The organism is Pseudomonas trivialis (assembly GCF_001439805.1).
GTDB lineage: Bacteria > Pseudomonadota > Gammaproteobacteria > Pseudomonadales > Pseudomonadaceae > Aquipseudomonas > Aquipseudomonas trivialis.
Map to the genome: position 1 here is coordinate 40,084 of NZ_JYLK01000022.1, position 21,930 is coordinate 62,013.

Annotated in this window: 15 protein-coding genes; 7 read left to right on the forward strand and 8 right to left on the reverse strand. The window is 60.4% G+C overall.

All coding sequences use genetic code 11. The features are described 5' to 3' along the window. Positions 1-187: 187 nt before the first annotated feature. From TU79_RS23325 to TU79_RS23345, 5 genes are all read right to left on the reverse strand, one after another. Positions 188-1,165, reverse strand: coding sequence for a 2-hydroxyacid dehydrogenase (locus TU79_RS23325; RefSeq protein ID WP_057010195.1), 978 nt, complete (start codon positions 1,163-1,165; stop codon positions 188-190). Then, the gene (locus tag TU79_RS23330) at positions 1,162-2,454 is read right to left on the reverse strand and encodes an MFS transporter (RefSeq protein ID WP_057010196.1); all 1,293 of its coding nucleotides are present in this window, start codon (positions 2,452-2,454) and stop codon (positions 1,162-1,164) included. The genes TU79_RS23325 and TU79_RS23330 overlap by 4 nt, the downstream gene beginning before the upstream one ends. Before the next feature lie 45 nt (positions 2,455-2,499). Next, complete coding sequence (locus tag TU79_RS23335; RefSeq protein ID WP_057010197.1) at positions 2,500-3,441, reverse strand: sugar kinase; 942 nt, start codon at positions 3,439-3,441, stop codon at positions 2,500-2,502. Further along, positions 3,434-4,216: a sugar phosphate isomerase/epimerase family protein gene (locus TU79_RS23340; RefSeq protein WP_057010198.1), complete on the reverse strand. Its 783-nt coding sequence runs from the start codon at positions 4,214-4,216 to the stop codon at positions 3,434-3,436. Before TU79_RS23340 ends, TU79_RS23335 begins: the two co-directional genes overlap by 8 nt. A gap of 80 nt (positions 4,217-4,296) precedes the next feature. Next, a complete protein-coding gene (locus TU79_RS23345) occupies positions 4,297-5,325 on the reverse strand; it encodes a LacI family DNA-binding transcriptional regulator (RefSeq protein WP_139136783.1) in 1,029 nt (342 codons plus the stop codon). A 356-nt stretch (positions 5,326-5,681) separates the two neighbouring features. Here TU79_RS23345 and TU79_RS23350 point away from each other — a divergent pair, with 356 nt between their 5' ends. The 3 genes from TU79_RS23350 (at position 5,682) to TU79_RS23360 (ending at position 12,351) form a co-directional block, all read left to right on the forward strand. Continuing rightward, positions 5,682-7,577 carry a hypothetical protein gene (locus TU79_RS23350; protein ID WP_231986842.1) on the forward strand — a complete coding sequence of 632 codons (1,896 nt, stop codon included), beginning with the start codon at positions 5,682-5,684 and terminating at the stop codon, positions 7,575-7,577. A 150-nt stretch (positions 7,578-7,727) separates the two neighbouring features. Next, a complete protein-coding gene (locus TU79_RS23355; RefSeq protein WP_231986841.1) occupies positions 7,728-9,824 on the forward strand; it encodes a hypothetical protein in 2,097 nt (698 codons plus the stop codon). Positions 9,825-10,593: 769 nt separating this feature from the next. Beyond that, positions 10,594-12,351, forward strand: a complete 1,758-nt coding sequence (locus TU79_RS23360) for an autotransporter outer membrane beta-barrel domain-containing protein (protein WP_057010199.1) — start codon at positions 10,594-10,596, stop codon at positions 12,349-12,351. 50 nt (positions 12,352-12,401) lie between these two features. Here the strand turns inward: TU79_RS23360 and TU79_RS23365 are convergent, their stop codons facing one another. The 3 genes from TU79_RS23365 to TU79_RS23375 form a co-directional block, all read right to left on the reverse strand. After that, positions 12,402-13,043 carry a DUF1345 domain-containing protein gene (locus TU79_RS23365; RefSeq protein WP_057010200.1) on the reverse strand — a complete coding sequence of 214 codons (642 nt, stop codon included), beginning with the start codon at positions 13,041-13,043 and terminating at the stop codon, positions 12,402-12,404. Between the two features lie 89 nt (positions 13,044-13,132). Next, entirely contained in the window at positions 13,133-16,231 is a 3,099-nt protein-coding gene (locus TU79_RS23370; protein WP_057010201.1) for an efflux RND transporter permease subunit, read from the reverse strand. A 6-nt stretch (positions 16,232-16,237) separates the two neighbouring features. Next, positions 16,238-17,380, reverse strand: coding sequence for an efflux RND transporter periplasmic adaptor subunit (locus TU79_RS23375; RefSeq protein ID WP_057010202.1), 1,143 nt, complete (start codon positions 17,378-17,380; stop codon positions 16,238-16,240). Positions 17,381-17,544: 164 nt separating this feature from the next. Between TU79_RS23375 and TU79_RS23380 the strand changes: the two genes are divergently transcribed. The 4 genes from TU79_RS23380 to TU79_RS23395 all read left to right on the forward strand — a co-directional run bounded on the left by TU79_RS23380 (position 17,545) and on the right by TU79_RS23395 (position 21,416). Further along, complete coding sequence (locus TU79_RS23380) at positions 17,545-18,246, forward strand: response regulator transcription factor (RefSeq protein WP_057010203.1); 702 nt, start codon at positions 17,545-17,547, stop codon at positions 18,244-18,246. Positions 18,247-18,249: 3 nt separating this feature from the next. Continuing rightward, positions 18,250-19,551 (forward strand): ATP-binding protein, encoded by a 1,302-nt coding sequence (locus tag TU79_RS23385; protein ID WP_057010204.1) that lies wholly within the window; start codon positions 18,250-18,252, stop codon positions 19,549-19,551. A gap of 217 nt (positions 19,552-19,768) precedes the next feature. Beyond that, positions 19,769-20,548 carry a class I SAM-dependent methyltransferase gene (locus TU79_RS23390; RefSeq protein WP_057010205.1) on the forward strand — a complete coding sequence of 260 codons (780 nt, stop codon included), beginning with the start codon at positions 19,769-19,771 and terminating at the stop codon, positions 20,546-20,548. Between the two features lie 82 nt (positions 20,549-20,630). Further along, a complete protein-coding gene (locus TU79_RS23395) occupies positions 20,631-21,416 on the forward strand; it encodes a sulfite exporter TauE/SafE family protein (protein WP_057010206.1) in 786 nt (261 codons plus the stop codon). The last annotated feature ends 514 nt before the right edge of the window (positions 21,417-21,930 follow it).

Consider the following 21,930-nt stretch of genomic DNA (forward strand, 5'->3'; position numbering starts at 1 on the left):
ATCGCGGCGGCCCACGGATTCAAGCCTGCGTGCGGGCACACCGAGCCTTAGCGAGGTGCCGAGTGGTGGGGCAAGAGCCCTTTGGTTACTTTGGGGCTTTTCCAAAGTGACCCGCCGTAAGGGCGGAATCCATATCAGCCGTTACTCAAATAACGGATATGTACCCCGTAAAACCCCAAAAAAGGGCTCAACCCACATAAGCCCCCGGATTCACCAAATTCAAAGGCCGCTCCCCCCCCAACGCCGCCAGCAGATTATCCACCGCGCACCTGGCCATCGCCTCCCGTGTCTCATGAGTGGCCGAGCCAATATGCGGCGTCGCCACCACATTATTCAACCGCAGCAACGGCGACCCATGTTCCAGCGGCTCACGCTCAAACACATCCAGCCCCGCCGCACGAATGGTGCGCTGTTGCAGCGCGTCCACCAGCGCGGCCTCATCCACCACCTTGCCCCGCGAGATATTGATAAAGATCGTCTCCGGCCCCATCAGCGCGAACTCGCGCGCGCCGATCAGCTTTTCCGTTTCTGCCGTCAGCGGCAATGTAAGGCAGACGAAGTCAGCCTGCTGCAGCAGGTCATCGAGGCTGCGGTACTGCGCGCCAAAACGCGCATCCACCTCGGGTTTTGGCGAATGACTGTGATAGATCACCGGCATGCCAAAGCCGAAATGCCCGCGCTGGGCCAGGGCTTCGCCGATGCGGCCCATGCCGATGATGCCCAGGGTCTTGCCGTGCACGTCACTGCCAAAATGCGCCGGGCCGATGTTTTTGTGCCATTGGCCGGCGCGCACCATGTCGGCCAGTTCCACCACACGGCGGGCGGTGGCCAGGATCAGCGCGAAACCGGTGTCGGCGGTGGTTTCGGTGAGGACGTCAGGGGTGTTGCTGAGCAGGATACGGCGGCGGGTGAGGTAGTCGATGTCGTAGTTATCGACGCCCACCGAGACGCTGGCCACAGCCTCGAGTTTAGGCGCCAGGTCGAGCAGCTCGGCGTCCAGACGCAGGCTGGCGCCGAGCAGGCCGTGGGCGCCGGGCAGGGCGTCGCGCAGTTTGGCCAGGCCGGCTTCGTCAAGGGCATCGATCAGGGTCACGTCTGCGTGTTCGTGCAGGCGCGCCATCAGCGGCGCGGAGAGTTTCTTGTACAGCACGACGGATTTTTTCATGAGGTCTTTACCTTCAGCTCCAGAGTAGGTGAGGACGCGCGGTCGCTGGCGCCGGGCTTGAGGAAAATGGTCAGCACCACTGACAGCATCAACGCACCGCTCATCAGCAGGTAGGACGTGCCGGGCGAGCCGGTGCTGCTATTGAGGTAGCCCACCAGGTACGAGCCGCCGAACGAACCGAGGGCGCCCATGCTGTTGATCAGCGCCATGGCACCGCCGGCAACGTTGGCCGGGAGGATTTCCGGCACGATGGCAAAAAACGGCCCGTAGGGCGCATACATGCAGGCCCCGGCAATCACCAGCAAGGTGTAGGACCACCAGAAATGTTCGGCGCCCAAGGCGTAGGAGGCATAGAAGGCGATGGAGGCAATCAGCAGCGGCGGCCACACGAAGCGTTTGCGCTTTTGCAGTTTGTCCGAGCCCCACGACACCACCAGCATGGCGATCACCGCCGCGAGGTAGGGCAGCGCCGACAGCCAGCCGGCCTCGACCATGTCCATCTGCAGGCCTTTCTTGAGGATCGACGGCAACCACAGCACAAAGCCGTACACGCCGATGCTCCAGCAGAAGAACTGCAGCGCGAGGATGATCACCTTGGGCGAGCGGAACGCTTCGGCGTAATTTTTAACAGCCTTGATGCCCACCTGTTCGGCGGCGAGGGCGCTTTCCAGGCTGTGTTTTTCGCTGTCGCTGAGCCATTTGGCGTCCTTGGGGCGCTCGTCGGCGAGTTTCCACCAGATAAACGCCCACAGCACTGCCGGCAGGCCTTCGATGATGAACATCCAGCGCCAGCTGAAATGCTGCACCAGGTAGCCTGACACCACCGACATCCACAGCATGGTCACCGGGTTGCCGAGGATCAGGAAGGTATTGGCCCGCGAGCGTTCGGCACGGGTGAACCAGTGGCACAGATACACCAGCATCGCCGGCATCACGGCGGCTTCGACCACACCGAGCATGAAGCGAATCACGATCAGCATGTAGGCGTTGGACACCACGCCAGTCAGGGTGGCGAGGCCGCCCCAGAGGATCAGGCTGACGAAAATCAGTTTTTTAACGCTGCGTTTCTGCGCGTAGATCGCCCCCGGCACCTGGAAGAAAAAGTAGCCAAGGAAAAACAGCGCGCCCAGCAGCGATGACATGCCCGGCGTGATCATCAGGTCTTCGGCCATCCCGGAAGCGGCGGCGAAACCATAGTTGGCGCGGTCCAGGTAGGCCAGGCTGTAGGTGATGAACACAATGGGCATGATGTACCACCAGCGGCGGGTGGCGAGTTTCACGGTTTCCATAAGGTTGCTCCTGAGCTTGTTGTAGTTGTGGCAACAGGGAATGGGTTATGCGATGGATCGGGTAGTCAGTTCAGCGCGGGTCGGCAGGCCCTCCATGTCGCCGCGACTTTGCACGGCGCGGCTGCCGATCCAGTTGCCGCGCCGCACCGCCTCGGGGAAGCTCAGGTTTTCCAGCAGGGCGCTGATCATGCCGACCGCGAAGCCGTCGCCGGCACCGACGGTGTCGACCACCTTGTCCACCGGGACGGCGGCGATAAATCCCTGGTCCATCCGGGTGCGGAAATAGGCGCCGTCCGCGCCGAGCTTGATGGCCACGGCTTCGGCGCCCTGGTCCAGGTAGAACGCGGCGATATCGGCCGGGTCATCCAGCCCGGTGAGCAGGCGCCCTTCGTTCAGGCCCGGCAGTACCCAGTCGGCAAGGGCGGCGAGGGCGTTGATTTCGCGGATCATCTGTTGCTGGCTGGACCACAGTGCCGGGCGCAGGTTGGGGTCGAACGACACACTGCGCCCGGCCTTGCGCATCTGCGTCATCAACTCGAAGGACAGCGCGCGCGTAGCCTCGGACAACGCCGGCGGAATCCCGGTGGCATGCAGATGGCGCGCCTGCAGCAGCGCCGGTTTCAGAGCGTCGACGGACAAATGGCTGGCCGCCGAGCCCTTGCGGAAATACTCCACCTGAGGATCGTTGCCCGTCTCTTCGCGGGACTTGAACTGAAAGCCCGTAGGGTGCAGCGGGTCGACCGCCACATGCCGGCAGTCCAGGCCTTCGTTCTGCAAGGTGTCGACCACAAAACGGCCGAGGGAGTCGTTGCCCACCCGGCTCAGCCAGGCGACCTTGAAACCCAGGCGCGACAAACCGATGGCGACGTTACTGTCGGCGCCGGCAATACGCTTGTGAAATTGCATGACCTGGGCCAGGTCACCGGTTTGCTCGGCGACCAGCATCGCCATGGTTTCGCCGAACGAAAGGATATCGATCTCAGACATGGGCACTCTCCGCGCGAGGTTGGCCAAGGCAGGCGAGGGCGGCGACCTGGCGGGCGGTAACCTCGACCAAATCATCGCCCTGCAACGGAAACTCCACCGCCCGGGTAATACCTTGGTGCATGTGTTTGAGTAATTGTTCCCACAGGTGCAGGTCGGTGGCACTGGGCGGCAGTGCGACCAGCTTGCCGTCCGCACGCCGGGCCACGGCCTTGCAATGCAGGTAGTCCACGTGCCGGCCCAGCAGGCGCGCGGCGGTGAGGGACGACTGGTCCTGCCAGTGCCAGTTGCCGATATCGAAGGTCATCTTCACCGGCAGGCCAAGGCGCTCGACGTCACTGAAAAACCGTTGCATCGGCTCGATCCGCCCGCCATGCAGGGTCTGGTCGTTCTCCACCAGCAACTGCACCGTGTGTCGGTTGAGCAGGGCGTGCAGGCTTTGCAGGTCGTTGGTATCGGTGAAGTAGCCGAGGGAAACCTTCAGCCAACGCGCGCCAAAGGCCTGGGCGCGGTCGAGGGTGGCGGCGAGCTCGCCGTTCGGCTGGGCGCGGCCAGCCACCCACAGCTCCAGCGGTGAAGAAAATACCGCTTCGAGGCCATGGCTGGCAGCCGCCTGAGCGAGTTCGGCGGGTTGCTCGGTGGTCAGCAATTCTTCACGCCACTCGATGCGTTGCGCGCCGGCAGCCGCCAGCAACTGGACGAAACTCAATTGGCCCTGCTGGCGTACCAGGTCGGCGCCGTAGCTGGAAAGGCTGATGGAAACGGGGTAGTGGTGCATTGTTGTTTACCTCTGAAACCGGTTTCATTTTTATACGCAAAAACAAACGTGGGCGCTGGCTTGCCTGCGATAGCGGTGGGTCAGTCGACTACTGCTTCGTCTGATAAACCCTCATCGCGGGCAAGCCGGCGCCCACAGGTAATTGTGGTGGAGCCTCGGATAATCAGTTCCGGCAAAAAATCCAGGGTGCGCGTCGGCGCGTCATCACCGCGCAGGCGTTTGAGCAGGCAGTCGAAGGCACTGGCGCCAATCGCCTCGGTGGGCTGTGCGAGGGCGGTGATGCCGTTGCCCACCAACGGGTACCAGTCCAGGTCATCCAGAGCGATCAGCCCCACGTCGTCAAACAGTGTGCACCCCAGGGCTTTGAGTGCGCGGGTGCAGGCCAATGCCGCGATGCCATTGGCGCAGAACACCGCCTTGGGGCCGGGCTTGTCGAGAAACGTTTGTAAAGGGCTGTGCAAGTCAGCGTCCAGTTCCAGCACCGAGCCGGTCAATACCGGGCGCCGCGCGATTTCGGCATGGAAACTGTCCAGGCGCTCCTGGCGTGAACTGGTGCCGTCGGCGGCTTCGCTCACCAGCAATACGTCGCGATAACCCTGCTGTTCCAGATGCTCCAGTGCCATGCGTACCGCTGCCGGGTTGTCCAGACCCACCAGGTCGCTGTGCAGCGGCTCGACCCTGCGGTCCACCAGTACCAGCGGCATTTCCTGTTGCAGTTCCAGCAACTGATCAAGGTGATGGCCAAGGGTGTTCAGGATCAACCCCTCGATGTTGTATGAGCGCAGCGCGGCCAGATGCTGGCGCTCCTGTTCGTCGCAACGGTCGGTGTTGCACACCACCAGGCTGTAGCCGTGCTGGCGGCAGGCCGTCTCGACGCCGTGCATCACGGCAATGGAATAGGGGTTGCGAATATCGGCTACCAGCATGCCGATCAGCCGCGTGCGGCCGCGTTTCAAACCGCGCGCCATCTGGTTGGGGCGGTAGCCGAGTTCGCTGATGGCCTGTTCGATGCGCAGGGCTATGGCATCGGAGAGCAGAGCGCGGCCGTCACCGATAAAGCGTGAAACGCTGGCTTTGGAGACGCCTGCGTGTTCGGCGACATCGAGCATGCTCACGCGGCTGCGCTGGGCGGCGGAAAATGGAGTCACAGTAGACGGGCCTTTCTTATTGGAAGTGTGGTTGAACCGCTCGCACAGGTCGGCTGAAACCGGTTTCATAAAATGCCAGGCAAGCTGTTTCGTCAAGCACTATTTAAGAAAAAGCCTGGTGCATCACACCTGAATAACCCGACGAATGGACAGGGCCACCTGTTAGTTATGACAGTATCCGGCCATCAGCTTTGAGCGTTTAATTTTCCTACGGCACACGGGAAGGATGGCTGTCCTGATGCGCTGAAAGAAATCAATCTTGAGGCCGGAACATGACAACTATCCCAAAACCCTATTCCCGTCATTCCGGAATAACCTTGAAGAGCGCCACGATTGCAATTGGATTGGATCCCTTGACGGTGCCGGGGGTCGACACGTCGGACGGCAGAGGTGTCGTTGCGCAGAGCTTGCTGCTGGCGCCACTGAAATTGCAGATTCCCTCCTGGCAACCCGAGCCGAGCGACCCTTCCGACAAAGAGCACACCTGCGAAGTCTGGTGGGAGAGCGACGATGGCCCCAGGCTGCTCGACACCTTTACCGTGGGGGTGCCACCACCAGCGGTGCCTGACTTTTACGAGCGTGAAATCAGCCTGGTCCACCTGCGCAGCCGCTCGCGGGTCGCGCACCTTTACTACACCGTTCGCAGCGAGGGCGGCACGACTTTCAGCGATCCCAAAGTAACGATCACCATTGATCTTGAGCGGCCGATGCTGCTGAGCCCAAACGACATACTGGCGTTTCAGGTGCCTCCCGCACCGGTGCTGGATGATCAATACATGCTCGATCATCAACCTACGGTCTTCAAGCTTCCGACCTATAACATCGAGGCTCCGGGTGACCGGGTCGAGATCTATCTATCCAATTCGCCAACCCCTCCCAATACCCCGGCGGATGGGGAGTCACCGGTGGATTTCGGTACTGTCCCACGTACGGTTACGCTGGATTCCGACGCCTTTCGCCGTCTGAACAGTGGCCCTGCGTATGCGTTTTTTCGGATTTTCGACGCGACTGGCAATTACAGTGATTTGAGCATGGGCTTGCCCTTTGTCATAGGTGGAGGTTTGCCGGCTCCGAGCATTCGTCCTCCGGCCTACGACGATCAATTGATCAAGCGCGATGATGCGCGCGCGGGCGTGTTCGTGCGTATTGATTATCCCGGTTGGTCGGCATCCGCCGGGCATCAAGTTATCGTGTACTGGGATGGTCGTCCGATCCCTGCCCAGGCGGTGAAAAAGATCCCCTTCGAGGTTGAAATTCCCTGGCCTGTTCTGCGAGGTAATAACGCGGTTTTGGCTGCGCAGACCGTGCAGGTAAGTTACGAATTGATGGGCCTCAACCCTTCGCCGACGATGTCCGCGCTTCTGGCGGTCAATGTCAACCTGACGATTGCCGGTCAGGATCATCTCAACGCTCCCGCGCTGCTGAACTCGACATTGGCCCCAGTGGAAGTCGAGGGCAGCACCGGCACCAACCTGCTGGTTGATGCAGACCGAGGCAATCCCATTCGTGTGCGTGTGCGGTTGTTCAGCACGCCGCAGCCAGGTGATGTGCTGCACCTGTTCTGGAATAGCATAGGCCCGGTAGCCACTTATTCGGTGAAGGCGGGTGATGTCGCCGGTACTTGGGTGAACTTTCCCAATGTGCCGGCGACCGTGCTCGATGGCCTCGCACTGACGGCTCATATGGTGCATTACATCACCAGTAACGGCGTTAACGAACAACGTTCCCCTGTGACAACCCTCAATACCAAGTTCCTGCCGTTGCCCGTCCCGGTGATACAACACACCCTCACTAATGGTTATTTAACCTGTCGTTCGCAAACCAAACCGGTGAATGGCGTGGAGTGGTCAATGCTGGCGGATGGCGTGCGCTGGTTGGTAGCGGCGAATGCCAATATTCGCGTGGATGACATCGTGAAATTTAAATGGCAGGGGTTCAACGAGAACAATTGGAATACTCGAAACAAGAATGTGGTATTCGAGCAGTCGCTGCAATGGGAAGCGGCCAATAATACAGCGGCAGGGGCGATATTCGTAATGAACGACTACGACGCAGTACTGTATCCACTGCGTCAATTCAAATCCGCCACCGGCAGTTATGAGGTATGGCGTGGTGGCGTGAAGGTGGGTGAGTCATCGCTAGCGTACGTGCGGATCGATCTGACGTATTCAACGGGTTGTTATTGCACACCGCGTGGCGTGGTGTGCAGCTAAGGTGTGCGTTGTTGATTCGTCTGCCGTTGTTTCAGCCTACGTGGTGTATGCGTTGCGTGTAAATATTAAAGGGTGCGTGATTGATACACGATGCTTATCAATCAGCAGTGTATGTCGTGATGTTCAAGGATCAACCGTCGGAGCAGAATAATGGAACCTACAAACAGAGAAATCATAGATAGTTTCGTCCCGAAGCTTACTACCGATTACCCAACTGAACGATATGATATAGGGGCGTTTGAAGATGAGGTGCCTGGTTACGTGGGGTTGTTGACGCGCACGGGCTCCAAAAAGCTGCTGACCAACTTTAATGTGCCCCTGTATGACGGCGCCAGTTTAGATATAACCAACCCTGATATAATCAACGTCGAAATTGCCCCTTACACCGATCTGCGAACCCTGCTGCCAGAGGACCCCAGTAAGCCCCAGACACCCATCGAGCTCGAAGATAACTACTTTGCTAGCTATGCCTTCAAGTTTCAACTTCGTCTGGCGAATCAGCCTGACCCTATTCCGCTGCCCATACCACAGGGTTATCGCTCTCCTGGGCTGTATCTGGTCAGGTACCAAGTAAAATTCCCGGACACGAACGTCTCAAACTATTCGGTCGCGCAACTATTGGTGGTCGACGAGACGTCGCCCTACGACGGGCCCCGCGTCAAGCCTCCTGCACCAATGCCGGGTATCACGGGACCTCTGGACCGCGCTTATATAGCCAGCCAGCAAGACCAAACGGTATATCTGCCGATTCCTTACAGCGTATTGGAAGGCTTGGCGCCGGACGATACTGTTGAAATGTTTTTTGGCTCTTCCGATCGGCCTTACGTATATGGTCCTCCCCCCAGCACGGATACCAAATATCGATTGGATCCAGCGGTGCCGCCTTCCATTCCGCTGCCATTGCGAGTGGTCGAGGCTGAAAAGAAGGGCAATTACACAATCCGCTATGTCATATCCGATGTTGCCGGGAACCCTTCCGAAATATCCTACAGCCTGGACCTTGAAGACTTGACCGAGGAGCCTCTGCCACAAGACTTCCTTGCGCCAGGGGTCGAGGGGGCTGTCCCCGGTGATGGTCTGATTGATATTAAGGATGTGGCAGTTATCGACGGTTTGAGGGTGGTGATTCCGGCCTATCTGAATGCCCTGCGCGGCACGGATGAGATTGAAATCGAACTGGTCTCGTCTGTCGGCACGGTCAAGAAGACCGTGCCCTTGGGCAATAATAATCTTCCGCTGGGGATTAAGTTCACCGTCGCTGAGGTGGAGACGCTTTACGGGACTCGAACACCGCCAAGAAAAAGGCTGGGAGTGACAGCGTCCTATTCCATAAAACGCGGGACGAACACTTATCCACAAGTGCCGTTAAGCACGCCATTTGATCTGGACCTGTCTGTGCCCGGCCCTGATATCACGCCGCCCGGTACGATCAATACCCACCTCAAGGCGCCCGTGATCAATGCAATACGCGACAATGGCCTATTTGGGCCTGACAATCATCTGGAAGCAGATGATGCTAATAAACCTGCCAGAGCACTTATTGAATTGTGGACAGAGCCTGAGCTGCCTGTAGACGCGGCGCCTTTCACGATTACGTTGCAGTATGGCAATATTTCTCTGCCGGCTCAGGAGGTGAAAGTTGTTCCACCGAGTGGGTTTATCGAGTTCATTATTCCCTTTTCTGTTATCAGAGCGGCGGGTGGTCCTGTGCAGGTGGTGCGGTATACCCTCAGTTCGCCTGAGAGTGAAAATACGCAGTCCTCGGCAGAGGCAATTGTCACGGTTGATTCCGTTATCCTGAAAATGGCTGCGCCCAGGGTGCTCAATAATACCGGTACACTCACCTGTGATAGCCTGAGGCCGATTAATACCGGGAGTCTGATTATACATATTCCCGGATCGGATTATCTGGAGGGAGGGCAAGAGGTCGAAGTGACGTACATGGGATTCCAAAATAACACCAATACTCCGCCGGCAGTGATCAATGAAACTCGAACATTCAAAGTGCCTGATAATGTTGCGGGCCGCAATGGGTTCGAGGTGGACTTTAATGTGAGTTCTGCGCTCTTGTATAACCCGATCAACGCGAGTAAAGCATTGTTGTCGGTGGGTTCGGCAACCGTTACTACCAACACGCAGTATTCGGGGCAATCGGTACCCTCTGTTCCCGCTTACTATAAAGTTCGAGGCTACAGAAGTGCCACTCGCAACAGCAGCTATTGTGCCGGTGGGTATGTGCCTGTTTAGGGTCAAGAGCCCATGAAAATACCAAAGAGGGCATCCCCCTCTTTGGTTGCTCCGTTTACATGATTAATGATGCCTCGGCTATGGTGGGGGCGCTGCTCCCTACGTAACAGGGTGCCTATTTGATGTGATTTATTCGGAGCTTTCCTACAGATTTTAGGTTTGTGCTGTTCAATTATTGCACCGCTTGATGGGGTGGTCGCCCGTGTTTTAGGACCCTCCCTATCGTTTCGCGCAGGAACTAGAGGTCCACTATATGTCGGCAGTATTTAATTTCAAACGCACACCCTTGAGCATTGCGTTGACGGCCCCAGCCATCGCTTTATTGCTAATGGCTGCGCCCAATGCCCACGCGCAAGTTATAGTAACACTTACTGGTGCTTCGGTATCGAGCGGTACTCCGCCTGATAATTATTTGCTGAATCCAAATTCGAGCTTGAATGTCCATGGCACTGCCATCCATTATGTTGTAATGAATAGTGCAGGGCTGACTGTAGATGCAGGCGGCACGACACAGGATATCAGTGCAGCGCTGCAATCGACTGTTCTGATTGATGGCTCGCAGGTCATTTCTCGCAACGCGCCAAATCAAGCCATTCTGGTGACCAATAACAGCAGTCTATCGGTGATCAATAACAGTACGGTGACGAGTACCTCCGGCTGGGGTGTGTCTGCTACCCGAACCGCAGGCGGAACAGATGGTTCATCGGTGACGATAAAAGACAGCAGTGTTATCGCCGCGACTCGTGGTATTTCGTCCGCAGGCTACGGTGTGGTGAGCCTGGATAATGCGCGTGTCGAAGCCACGCTCGCGACGGGTACTGGCTTGGTGCTGTTCAACTCCGACGCCACGGCAAGGAACAACAGCCGTATCATCGGCGGCGTCAATGGCGTCAACATGCGCAACGACGCCACCCTGACCCATACCAACTCCTTGATACTCGATAATTCCGTGGTCCAGGGCAAAACTGGCGCCGCCATTCTGGTGAACCCGGCCGCTACCAATAGAACCCATGCCGATATTCAAGTGCTTAACGGTTCGAACCTGCTCAGCGGCAATGGTAATCTGCTTCAGGTAGCCAATAACTCCACCGCCAACATGAACGTCGACAACAGCAGCCTGTTCGGTGATGTGCGCATTGGCGCTGGCAGTACGGGCACTGTGCAACTCAACAATAACGCCTCGCTGACCGGCCAGCTGTTCAACGTCAAGCAACTGGATGTCAACAGCAATGCCCAGTGGGTGCTGGTGGGTGACAGCCAGGTCGGTGCGCTGAAAATGGGGGGCGGTAATGTGGTGTTTGGCGCCCCCGCGCAATACGTCCAGTTGAACACCAACAGCCTGACCGGTAACGGCACCTTCAAGATGCACACCAACTTCAACACCGGCGATACCGACCTGTTGAATGTCAACGGCAATGCCGAAGGTAATCACCAACTGCTGGTGGGTGCCAGTGGCTCGGAATTGGCCACCGGCAACGCGATCAAGGTGGTGCACACCGAAAGTGGCGGTGCCACGTTCGGCCTGGTGGGCGATACCGTCGATGTCGGCGCTTTCGAATACGGGCTCAAACAGGAAGGCACCGACTGGTTCCTGGACGTCGAGAAGAGAGGCACCAGTACCAGCGCCAAGGCCGTACTGGCGCTTGCCAACGCGGCGCCGGTGGTACTGCGCGGCGAGGAGAGCATCCTGCGCACGCGCATGGGGGAAGTCCGCTTCGGTGAAGGCAAGAGCCAAGGTCTGTGGATGCGCGGTTACGGCAACAAGATTGACGTGGCAGCCAACAGCAATGGCGTCGGCTACTCGCAGAATCAGGCAGGCCTGAGCCTGGGTGCGGACTGGGCGATGGATGAGCTGTGGACACTGGGTGTGATGGGCGGTTACAGCAACTCAAACCTGGGCCTGAGTCGCGGCAGCAGCGGTATGGTCAACAGCTACTACGCCGGTCTCTATGGCATTTTTCGGGATGACGAGAGCGGGGTGTATGTGGACCTGACCGCCAAGGTCAACCGACTGAACGGCCAGAGCCAGGTCAACATGAGTGACGGTCAGCGCGCCAAAGGCAAATACTCGCAGGACGCGGTCAGTGCATCGGTTGAAGTCGGCAAGAATATCAAGCTCGATGACGATGGTTTGTATCTTGAACCCTTCGCGCAGTTGTCCGTCGCCGCCATTGGCGGTTCGAACTACACCATGGACAACGGTCTGAAGGCGAAGAGCGATCGTGCCACTTCGGCGATCGGCAAGGTGGGCATGACCGCCGGTAAAAACATCCAGCTCGACAGCGGCGGCATTCTGCAGCCGTACCTGCGTGCGGCGGTAGCACGTGATTTCAGCCCGGACAACAAGGTCTACATCAACGACCAGGCCTTCAAGAACAACCTGTCCGGCGGCAGTTACGAGGTCGCAGGCGGCATGGCTGTTTCGTTGTCGCCAAGCCTGAGTGTGCATGCTGAAGCCACTCACATGAAAGGCAAGGCCTATGACCAGCCGTGGGGCGCCACGGTAGGTGTGCAGTACGCGTTCTAAGGGGCTCACGCCTGCAAAAAGGGGAAGCTCAGGCTTCCCCTTTTTGCGTTTTAACCGAACAACCCTGCAGCAATATTGATCGAAAAACCCAGAATCGCCGTATTGAACAGAAAGCCGATCAGCGATTGTCCCAGCACCACCTTGCGCAGGCTGCGCGTGGCCACGCCCACATCCGAGGTCTGCACCGCCACGCCGATGGTGAACGAGAAATACAGAAAGTCCCAGTAATTGGGGGTACGCAAGCCTTCGGCAAAGCGCAGCGCCGGCTCGTCGCCCTCCCAGGTGTAAAAAAGACGGGCGTAATGCACGCTGAAAATCACCCCGATCAGTAGCCACGAACCGATCACCGTCATGCCGGTAAAACCGTAGTGCACCAGGCGCGCGGTGCTGTCCAGATCCTTGATGCCCACCAGATTCAGGGTAATGGTGGCGAGGCTGGCAATCGCAGCGATGCACACCATGAACAGCACCAACCCGGCGTTCTCGTCTTCAATTTCGGCGATGCGTTTTACGTCCTCGGCGCGCGAGCGGCTGGTCAGCCACAGCATCAGCAGCAGATAGGTCCAGACGCCGGCGTTCCAGCCGATCAGGATTTTGCCGATAAACGTATCGGCCGGAGCCAGGATGCCGACGGCAACGCCAAGGACGGCGGCGCAGGAGAGGCGAGGGTGGGTGCGGGCAAGGAAGGCCATGGGTGCTCACAACTGGGTAGTTGAGAGCACCTTAGCCTATTCGGTTGCACTTGATCATGAACTCGAACAAGTGAACGCTGTGGTGTCGATCAGTCTTGCTTGTGTCGCTTGCGCACCAGCTTCATCACCACCACAAAGAACACCGGCACAAACACCACCGCCAGTGTCGCCGTGATCATCCCGCCGATAACGCCGGTACCAATCGCCTGCTGGCTCGCCGAACTGGCGCCGGTGGCGATTGCCAGCGGCACCACGCCGAGGATGAACGCCAGCGAAGTCATGATGATCGGCCGCAACCTCAGCCGTGCGGCCTTGAGCGTCGCGCTGATCAGGTCTTCGCCCTGGTCATACAAATCCTTGGCGAATTCGATGATCAGAATCGCGTTCTTTGCCGACAGGCCGATGATGGTGATCAGGCCAACCTTGAAGAACACATCGTTGGGCATGCCGCGCAAGGTCACCGCCAGCACCGCGCCGAGCACGCCCAGCGGCACCACCAGCAGCACCGAGGTCGGAATCGACCAGCTTTCATACAAGGCTGCCAGGCACAGGAACACGATCAGCAGCGACAAGCCCAGCAGGATCGGGGCCTGGGAGCCGGACAAGCGCTCCTGCAACGACAGGCCGGTCCATTCCTGGCCCAGTCCGGCGGGCAACTGGCTGACCAGCCGCTGGATTTCCGCCATGGCCTCGCCGGTGCTGTGCCCCGGTGCGGCTTCGCCGGTGATCGCGATAGCGGGGTAACCGTTGTAGCGGGTCAATTGCGCCGGGCCCTGGGTCCACCGGGCTTCGACAAACGCCGACAACGGCACCATCTTGCCATCCTTGTTGCGCACGTTGATTTTCATCAAGTCCGCCACCTGGCTGCGCTGATCGCCTTCGGCCTGCACCACCACCCGCTGCATGCGGCCCTGGTTGGGGAAATCGTTGACATAGGCCGAACCAATCGCCGAGGACAGCACATTACCGACATCGGCAAACGACACCCCCAGCGCGTTGGCCTGCTTGCGGTCCACTTCCAACTGCACCTGCGGAGCCTCGGCCAGGGCACTTTCACGCACGTTGGCCAGGATCGGGCTTTTTGCCGCCGCATTGAGCAGGTCGGTACGCGCCGCCATCAACGCTGCGTGGCCGACGCCGCCACGGTCCTGCAGACGAAACTCGAAACCACTGGAGGTACCCAGGCCGTCAACCGGCGGCGGCAGCACCGCGAAGGCAATCGCGTCCTTGAGGCCGCCAAAGGCGGCGTTGGCACGGTTGGCAATTGATTCTGCGGAGGCGTCGGCGCCGCGGTCCGACCAATCCTTGAGCGTGGTAAATGCCAATGCCGCGTTCTGCCCCGAGCCGGAGAAGCTGAAGCCCATGATCATGGTGGTATCGCCCACGCCGGTCTCGGTGGCGTTGTGTGCCTCGATCTGCTCGGCCACCTGCACCGTGCGGTTCTTGCTCGCGCCCGGCGGCAGTTGGATGTCGGTGATGGTGTAGCCCTGGTCCTCCACCGGCAGGAACGAGGAGGGCAGGCGGGAGAACATCCAGCCCAGGCCCACCAGCAACACCAGATAGATCAGCAGGTAACGCCCGCTGCGCTTGAGCGCATAGGTCACCCAGCCCTCGTAGCGGTCGGTGAGTTGTTCAAAACGTTTATTGAACCAGCCGAAGAAACCGCCCTTGGCATGGTGCTCGCCCTTGGCGATCGGTTTGAGCAAGGTGGCGCAGAGGGCCGGGGTCAAGGTCAGGGCCAGGAACGCCGAGAACAGGATCGAGGTGGCCATCGACAGCGAGAATTGCTGGTAGATCACCCCCACCGAGCCTTTCATGAAGGCCATCGGCAGGAACACCGCCACCAGCACCAGAGTGATGCCGATGATGGCGCCGGTGATCTGGCCCATGGCTTTTTTTGTCGCGTCCTTGGGCGACAGGCCTTCGGTGACCATGATGCGCTCGACGTTTTCCACCACCACAATGGCATCGTCCACCAGGATGCCAATCGCCAGCACCATGCCGAACATGGTCAGCACGTTGATCGAGAAGCCGAGCACCAGCATGGTGGCGAAGGTGCCCATCAAGGCAATCGGCACCACCAGGGTGGGGATCAGCGTGTAGCGCACGTTCTGCAGGAACAGAAACATCACCGCGAAGACCAGGGCCATGGCTTCGAGCAGGGTGTAGACCACTTTGGTGATCGAGACCTTGACGAACGGCGAGGTGTCGTACGGGATCTTGTATTCCACATTGGCCGGGAAATAGCGCGACAGCTCATCCATCTTTGCGCGCACCAGCGTCGCGGTGTTCAACGAGTTGGCGCCCGGCGAGAGTTGCACGCTCACGGCAGTGGACGGCTTGCCGTTCAGGCGCGTGGAGAACTGGTATTCCTGGCTGCCGACTTCCACCCGCGCCACATCGCCGACACGTACGGTGGAACCGTCCGGGTTGGCCTTGAGCACGATGTCGGCGAATTCCTGCGGTGTCGACAGCTGGCCCTTGACCAGAATCGCTGCGGTGATTTCCTGGGTATTGGTGCCCGGCAGGTCGCCGATGCTGCCGGGGGCAACCTGGGCGTTCTGCGCGGCAATCGCGGCGTTCACGTCGGCCGGCGTGAGGTTGAAGCCGATCAGTTTCTGCGGGTCGATCCAGATGCGCATCGCTCGTTCGGAGCCATACAGCTGCGCCTTGCCCACGCCATCCAGGCGCTTGAGCTCGTTCATCACGTTGCGCGCCAGGTAATCGCTGAGCGCGGTGTCATCGAGCTTGCCGTCATTGGAGGTCAGGGTCACCAGCAGCAGGAAGCCGGCGGAGACTTTCTGCACCTGCAGGCCTTGCTGGGTGACGGCCTGGGGCAGGCGCGGCTCCACCGCTTTGAGGCGGTTTTGCACATCCACCTGGGCCATCTCCGGGTTGGTGCCCGGCTGAAAGGTGGCGGTAATGGTGGCCGACCCCAGACTGCTCTGGGATTCGAAATACAGCAGGTGGTCGGTGCCGTTGAGCTCCTGCTCGATCAGGCTGACCACACTCTGGTCCAGGGTCTGGGCCGAGGCGCCCGGGTACACCGCGTAGATTTCCACTTTCGGCGGCGCGACGTCAGGGTACTGGGCCACCGGCAACTGCGGGATGGCCAGCGCACCGGCCAGCAGGATAAACAGGGCCACCACCCAGGCGAACACCGGGCGGTCGATAAAGAACTGCGGCATGGCGGGTTATTCCTTCACGAGCGGGCTGGCGTCGACTTCAACTGTTTCACCGGGGCGCGCGTGTTGCAGGCCTTCGACGACGATACGGTCGCCCGGCTTGAGGCCGCTGCTGACGATCCAGCGATCACCGACTACCGAGCCCAGCTCCACCGGCTGCTGGCTGACTTTCTGCTCGGCGTCCAGCAGCAGCACCATCGGGATACCGGCGCTGTCGCGGGTGATGGCGCGTTGCGGCACGCTGATGCCCTGGCGGTCGACGGCCTGTTCCAAGCGCACCCGCACAAAGCTGCCGGGCAGCAGGTCGAGGTCCGGGTTGGGGAACTCACTGCGCAGAATGATCTGCCCGGTGCCAGGGTCGACGCTGATCTCGGCGAACAGCAATTTGCCCGGCAGCGGGTACAGGCTGCCGTCGTCCAGAATCAAGGTGGCCCTGGCCTGATCCTGGCCGACCTGCTTGAGGCTGCCGGCGCGGAAGGCCCGGCGCAGGTCATTGAGTTCGCGGGTGGACTGGGTGAGGTCGGCGTGAATCGGGTCCAGTTGCTGGATGGTCGCCAGCGGCGTGGCTTCGTTCTGGCCCACCAGCGCGCCTTCGGTGACCAGCGCACGGCCGATGCGTCCGGAAATCGGGGCGGTGACGGTGGCGTAGCCCAGGTTCAGTCGGGCGCGGTCGACGGCGGCTTTCTGTGCGGCGACCTCGGCGGTGGTCTGGCGCACGGCGGCGCGGGCGTTGTCGTAGTCCTGGCCGCTGATCGCGTTGCCTTCCACCAGTTGGCTATAACGCTGCGCTTGCAGACGCGCCTGGAAGGCATTGGCCTCGGCCTTGCTCAGGTTGGCCTGGGCGCTGTCGAGGTCAGCCTTGAACGGCGCCGGGTCGATGCGAAACAGCACATCGCCCTGTTTCACGTCATGGCCTTCCTTGAACACACGCTGCAGCACCACGCCGGCCACCCGGGCGCGCACTTCGGCGATGCGCGGCGCGGCGATGCGCCCGCTCAGCTCGTTGGTGATGGACAGCGGCTTGGCCTGCAGGGTTTCGATGCGCACTTTGGCCAGGGGCATTTGCGGCGCCTTGGCCGTGGACTTGTCACACGCGCTCAGCGCCAGTGTGAGTGCCAACAGGCAGAATGGCGCAAACAGATTCTTCGACATGCTCTTATCCCAATATTGACTGGCGCATCCTAAGGTCACCGGCGCCGTGGTGCTGTAAAGCTGTGTAGGTCGGGTGTGAATAAATGTAAGGTGCAGCCCACTGTGGGCCGAGGGCGTATATCCTTGCACAATCCTGCAAAGCCGTACTATTTGGAAACATCTTGATGCCGAACATCCTGCTGGTGGAAGACGACGCCGCGCTCTCCGAGCTGATTGCCAGCTATCTGGAACGCAACGGCTATCAGGTCAGCGTGCTCAGCCGGGGCGATCAGGTGCGTGAGCGCGCGCGCCTGAACCCGCCGGACCTGGTGATTCTCGACCTGATGCTGCCCGGCCTCGACGGCCTGCAGGTGTGCCGCCTGCTGCGCGCCGACTCCGCGGGCCTGCCGATCCTGATGCTTACCGCCCGCGACGACAGCCACGACCAGGTACTGGGCCTGGAGATGGGCGCCGACGACTATGTGACCAAACCCTGTGAGCCGCGCGTGTTGCTGGCGCGGGTGCGCACCCTGCTGCGGCGCAGCAGTTTATCCGAACCCCAGGCGGCCAACGACCAGATCACCATGGGCAACCTGTGCATCGACCTGTCGGAACGTACCGTCAGCTGGCGCGAGCAGCCTGTTGAATTGTCCAGCGGTGAATACAACCTGCTGGTGGTGCTGGCGCGCCATGCCGGCGAAGTGCTCAGCCGCGACCAGATCCTGCAGCGTTTGCGCGGCATCGAATTCAACGGCACCGACCGTTCGGTGGACGTGGCCATCTCCAAGCTGCGCCGCAAGTTCGACGACCACGCCGGAGAAGCCCGCAAGATCAAGACCGTATGGGGCAAGGGCTACCTGTTCAGCCGCTCCGAGTGGGAATGCTGAGCCATGTTTCGTGTCCTGCTGCGCCTCTACCTCATCACCATCGTCACCTACAGTGCGGCGATCTATCTGATTCCCAAGCTGACCGTGCTGTTGTTCGAGCACCGCTATCTGGACTACAACATCGAGCAGTCGCGCGGCCAGCAAAAGCTGATCGTCAAGCAGTATCAGCGTGCGCCCGTGGAGCGCTGGTCGCAGGTCACCGAACAACTGGATCGCGATTTTGCGCCGCAGAAAGTGCATCTGCTGCTGCGCAAGGACGCCAGCTTCACGCCGGCCGAAGAGCGGCTGCTGGAGCAGGGCAAGCCGGTGGTCCGTCTGGGCGAATGGGGCTGGATGGGGGAAATCAGTTCGCCGATCAACGATCAGTTCGTGGTCAAGCTCTCCATCCCCGACGACCCGCTGGACATCAACCTGCTGTACTGGTCGATGAACGTGCTGGTGGGCGCCGCGCTGCTGGCCTGCCTGCTGGTGTGGCTGCGTCCGCACTGGCGTGATCTGGAACGCCTGAAAAACACCGCTGCGCAGTTGGGCATGGGCAACTTGTCCGAGCGCACGCGCATCCCGCCCAGTTCCAACATCGGCGGTCTGGCAGCGGTGTTCGACACCATGGCCGGCGACATCGAGCGCCTGCTCAACCAGCAGCGCGACTTGCTCAACGCCGTCTCCCACGAACTGCGCACGCCCTTGACCCGGCTGGACTTCGGCCTGGCGCTGGCGTTGTCCGAAGACATGCCCCAGGCCGGACGCGAGCGCCTGCAGGGGCTGGTCGCGCATATTCGTGAGCTGGACGAGTTGGTGCTGGAACTGCTGTCCTACAGCCGCCTGCAAAATCCGGCGCAATTGCCGGAGCGCGTGGACGTGATGCTCGACGAATTTATCGACAGCGTGCTGGGCAGCATCGACGATGAACTGGCAAACCCCGGGATTGTGATCGACGTGTCGCTCGACTGCGCGGTGGAGCGCTTCAGCCTCGATCCGCGCCTCACTGCGCGGGCCCTGCAGAACCTGCTGCGCAACGCCACGCGTTACTGCGATGGGCGCATCCAGGTGAGCGTCAGGGTGGACGCCGAGGGCTGTGAAATCTGCGTGGATGACGACGGCATCGGTATTCCCCGGGACCAGCGTGAACGCATCTTCGAGCCGTTCTACCGCCTTGACCGCAGCCGTGACCGTGCCACGGGCGGTTTTGGCCTGGGCCTGGCGATCAGCCGGCGCGCCCTGGAAGCCCAGGGCGGCAGCCTGGTCGCCGAGGCGTCACCGTTGGGCGGCGCGCGTTTTCGCGTGTGGTTGCCCACTGTCGGTTGATCACAGCACCTTCACCGCGCGGCCAATCGCCTGGATCGGCCCGGGCAGGCCGGTCAGGCAGAGCAGGGCTTTTGCGTTCAGGGCGGTTCTCCATTGAGTGGAACAACAGGGTTGCTGCAGGTACTCCCCAGGTGCGCGGCGATTGGATGCACACATTAGAAAATAAGAGCGAGGAGGCGCACACTGTGGCTCCGCTTTACCCCAAAAGAGATTAACCATGACTGGTGTTCACACGTCCGCTCAACAAGGTTTCTCGACTCAGGCGGTGACCTACGCACAAGGCCGACCGGACTACCCAAGGCAGCTCACCGGCTGGCTCGCCGCTACCTTGCGCATCGATGCGCAGTCGACGGTGATCGACCTGGGCGCCGGCACGGGCAAGTTCACCCGCCTGGTCAGCACCCTGGCGCCTGAGCTGATCGCGGTGGAGCCGGTGGCGCAGATGGGCGCGCAGTTGGCCAGGCTGCTGCCGGATGTGCGGCTGGTCAACGGCACGGCCGAGAGCATCCCCCTGGCCGCTGCGAGTGCCGATGCGGTGGTCTGCGCCCAGGCCTTTCACTGGTTCTCCACGCAGGCAGCGCTGGCGGAGATTCACCGTGTGCTCAAACCCGATGGGCGCCTGGGGCTGGTGTGGAATGTGCGCGATGAATCGGTGGATTGGGTGGCGGCGATCACCGAAATCATTACGCCGTACGAAGGCGATACACCGCGCTTTCACACCGGGCATTGGCGCGAGGCCTTCACCGGTGAGTATTTTTCCGCACCCGACATGACGTGTTTTCCCTATCGCCATGTCGGCAGTCCACAGGAGGTGATCATCGATCGCTTCCTGTCCGTGAGTTTTATCGCGGCGCTGCCCGCGCCGGAAAAAGCCCGGGTGAGCGCACAATTGCGCACGCTGATCGACACCCATCCCGCGCTGAAAGGTCACGATACCGTCGCCTTTCCCTACCAAACCGAGGCGTACGCGTGTCGCCGAGTGGCGCAAAAGGCATAAAGTCAGATCACATTGATATAAGTGGTTATAAGAAAAATCGCTATCCTGCCGCCAGAAATTTATAAGGCCGCAGGTAGCGTTAATGGATGTGGGAAATATTGGTTTTGTGGTTGCCGGCCTGATCGTGGGGTTTATCGTGGGCATGACCGGCGTCGGCGGGGGCTCGCTGATGACGCCGATCCTGCTGTGGTTCGGCATCAACCCGGCCACCGCCGTGGGCACCGACCTGTTGTACGCGGCCATCACCAAGTCCGGTGGCGTGCTGGTGCACAGCCGGAACAAAAACATCGACTGGACCATCACCGGCTGGCTCACCCTGGGCAGCGTGCCGGCGGTGTTGCTGACCCTGTGGTTCCTCGCCAGCCTGCACACCGACCCCACTGCGATGAACGCGGTGATCAAGCAGGCCCTGGGCGTGGTGCTGCTGCTCACGGCCCTGGCGATCCTGTTCAAGCAACGCCTGTTGGCCTTCGCCCAGCGCCATGCCGGCGATGATTACCACATGAGCCCGCGCAACCTGAACGGGCTGACCGTGGTCACCGGCGCGATTCTCGGCACCATGGTCGCGCTCACGTCCATTGGCGCCGGCGCCCTGGGCACGGTGGCGCTGTTTATTCTCTATCCGTTCCTCGCCACGCGCCGTCTGGTCGGCACCGAGATCGCCCATGCCGTGCCGCTGACGCTGGTCGCAGGCCTTGGCCACGCGAGCATGGGCAACATGGACTGGCATTTGCTGGGCTTTTTGCTGATGGGCTCGCTGCCGGGCATTTACCTGGGCAGCCACATGACCGGCAGAATCCCGGACGGCGTATTGCGCCCGTGCCTGGCAATCATGTTGATGGCCGTCGGGTACAAACTCGCGTTCTAACCTGCACGCCCTTCAAGTGTGGGAGTGAAGTAAGCCCAGGCAACCACTTCCCTGTGGCAAGCGGGCTTGCCACAACAAGCCCGCTCGCCACAAAGGTTTCAGCATTCGACCCGGTAGGGCTTCAGGCTTGTTTCGGGCCGTTGCCGATCTGCCACACAAACGGCGGTTCGCTGTTGATGGCCGTCGGCTACAAACTCGCGTTCTAACCTGCACACCCTTCAAGTGTGGGAGTGAAGTAAGCCCAGGCAACCACTTCCCTGTGGCGAGCGGGCTTGCCCTGCGTTGGGCTGCGCAGCAGCCCCAAAACCATCCTCCGCGCAGTGTCAGGTACACCGCATGTTCCTTGATGAGGGGCGCTTCGCACCCCAACGCGGGGCAAGCCCGCTCGCCACAACAAGCCCGCTCGCCACAAAGGTTTCAGCATTCGACCCAGTAGGGCTTCAGGCTTGTTTCGGGCCATTACCGATCTGCCACACAAACGGCGGTTCGCTGTTGATGGCCGTCGGCTACGAAC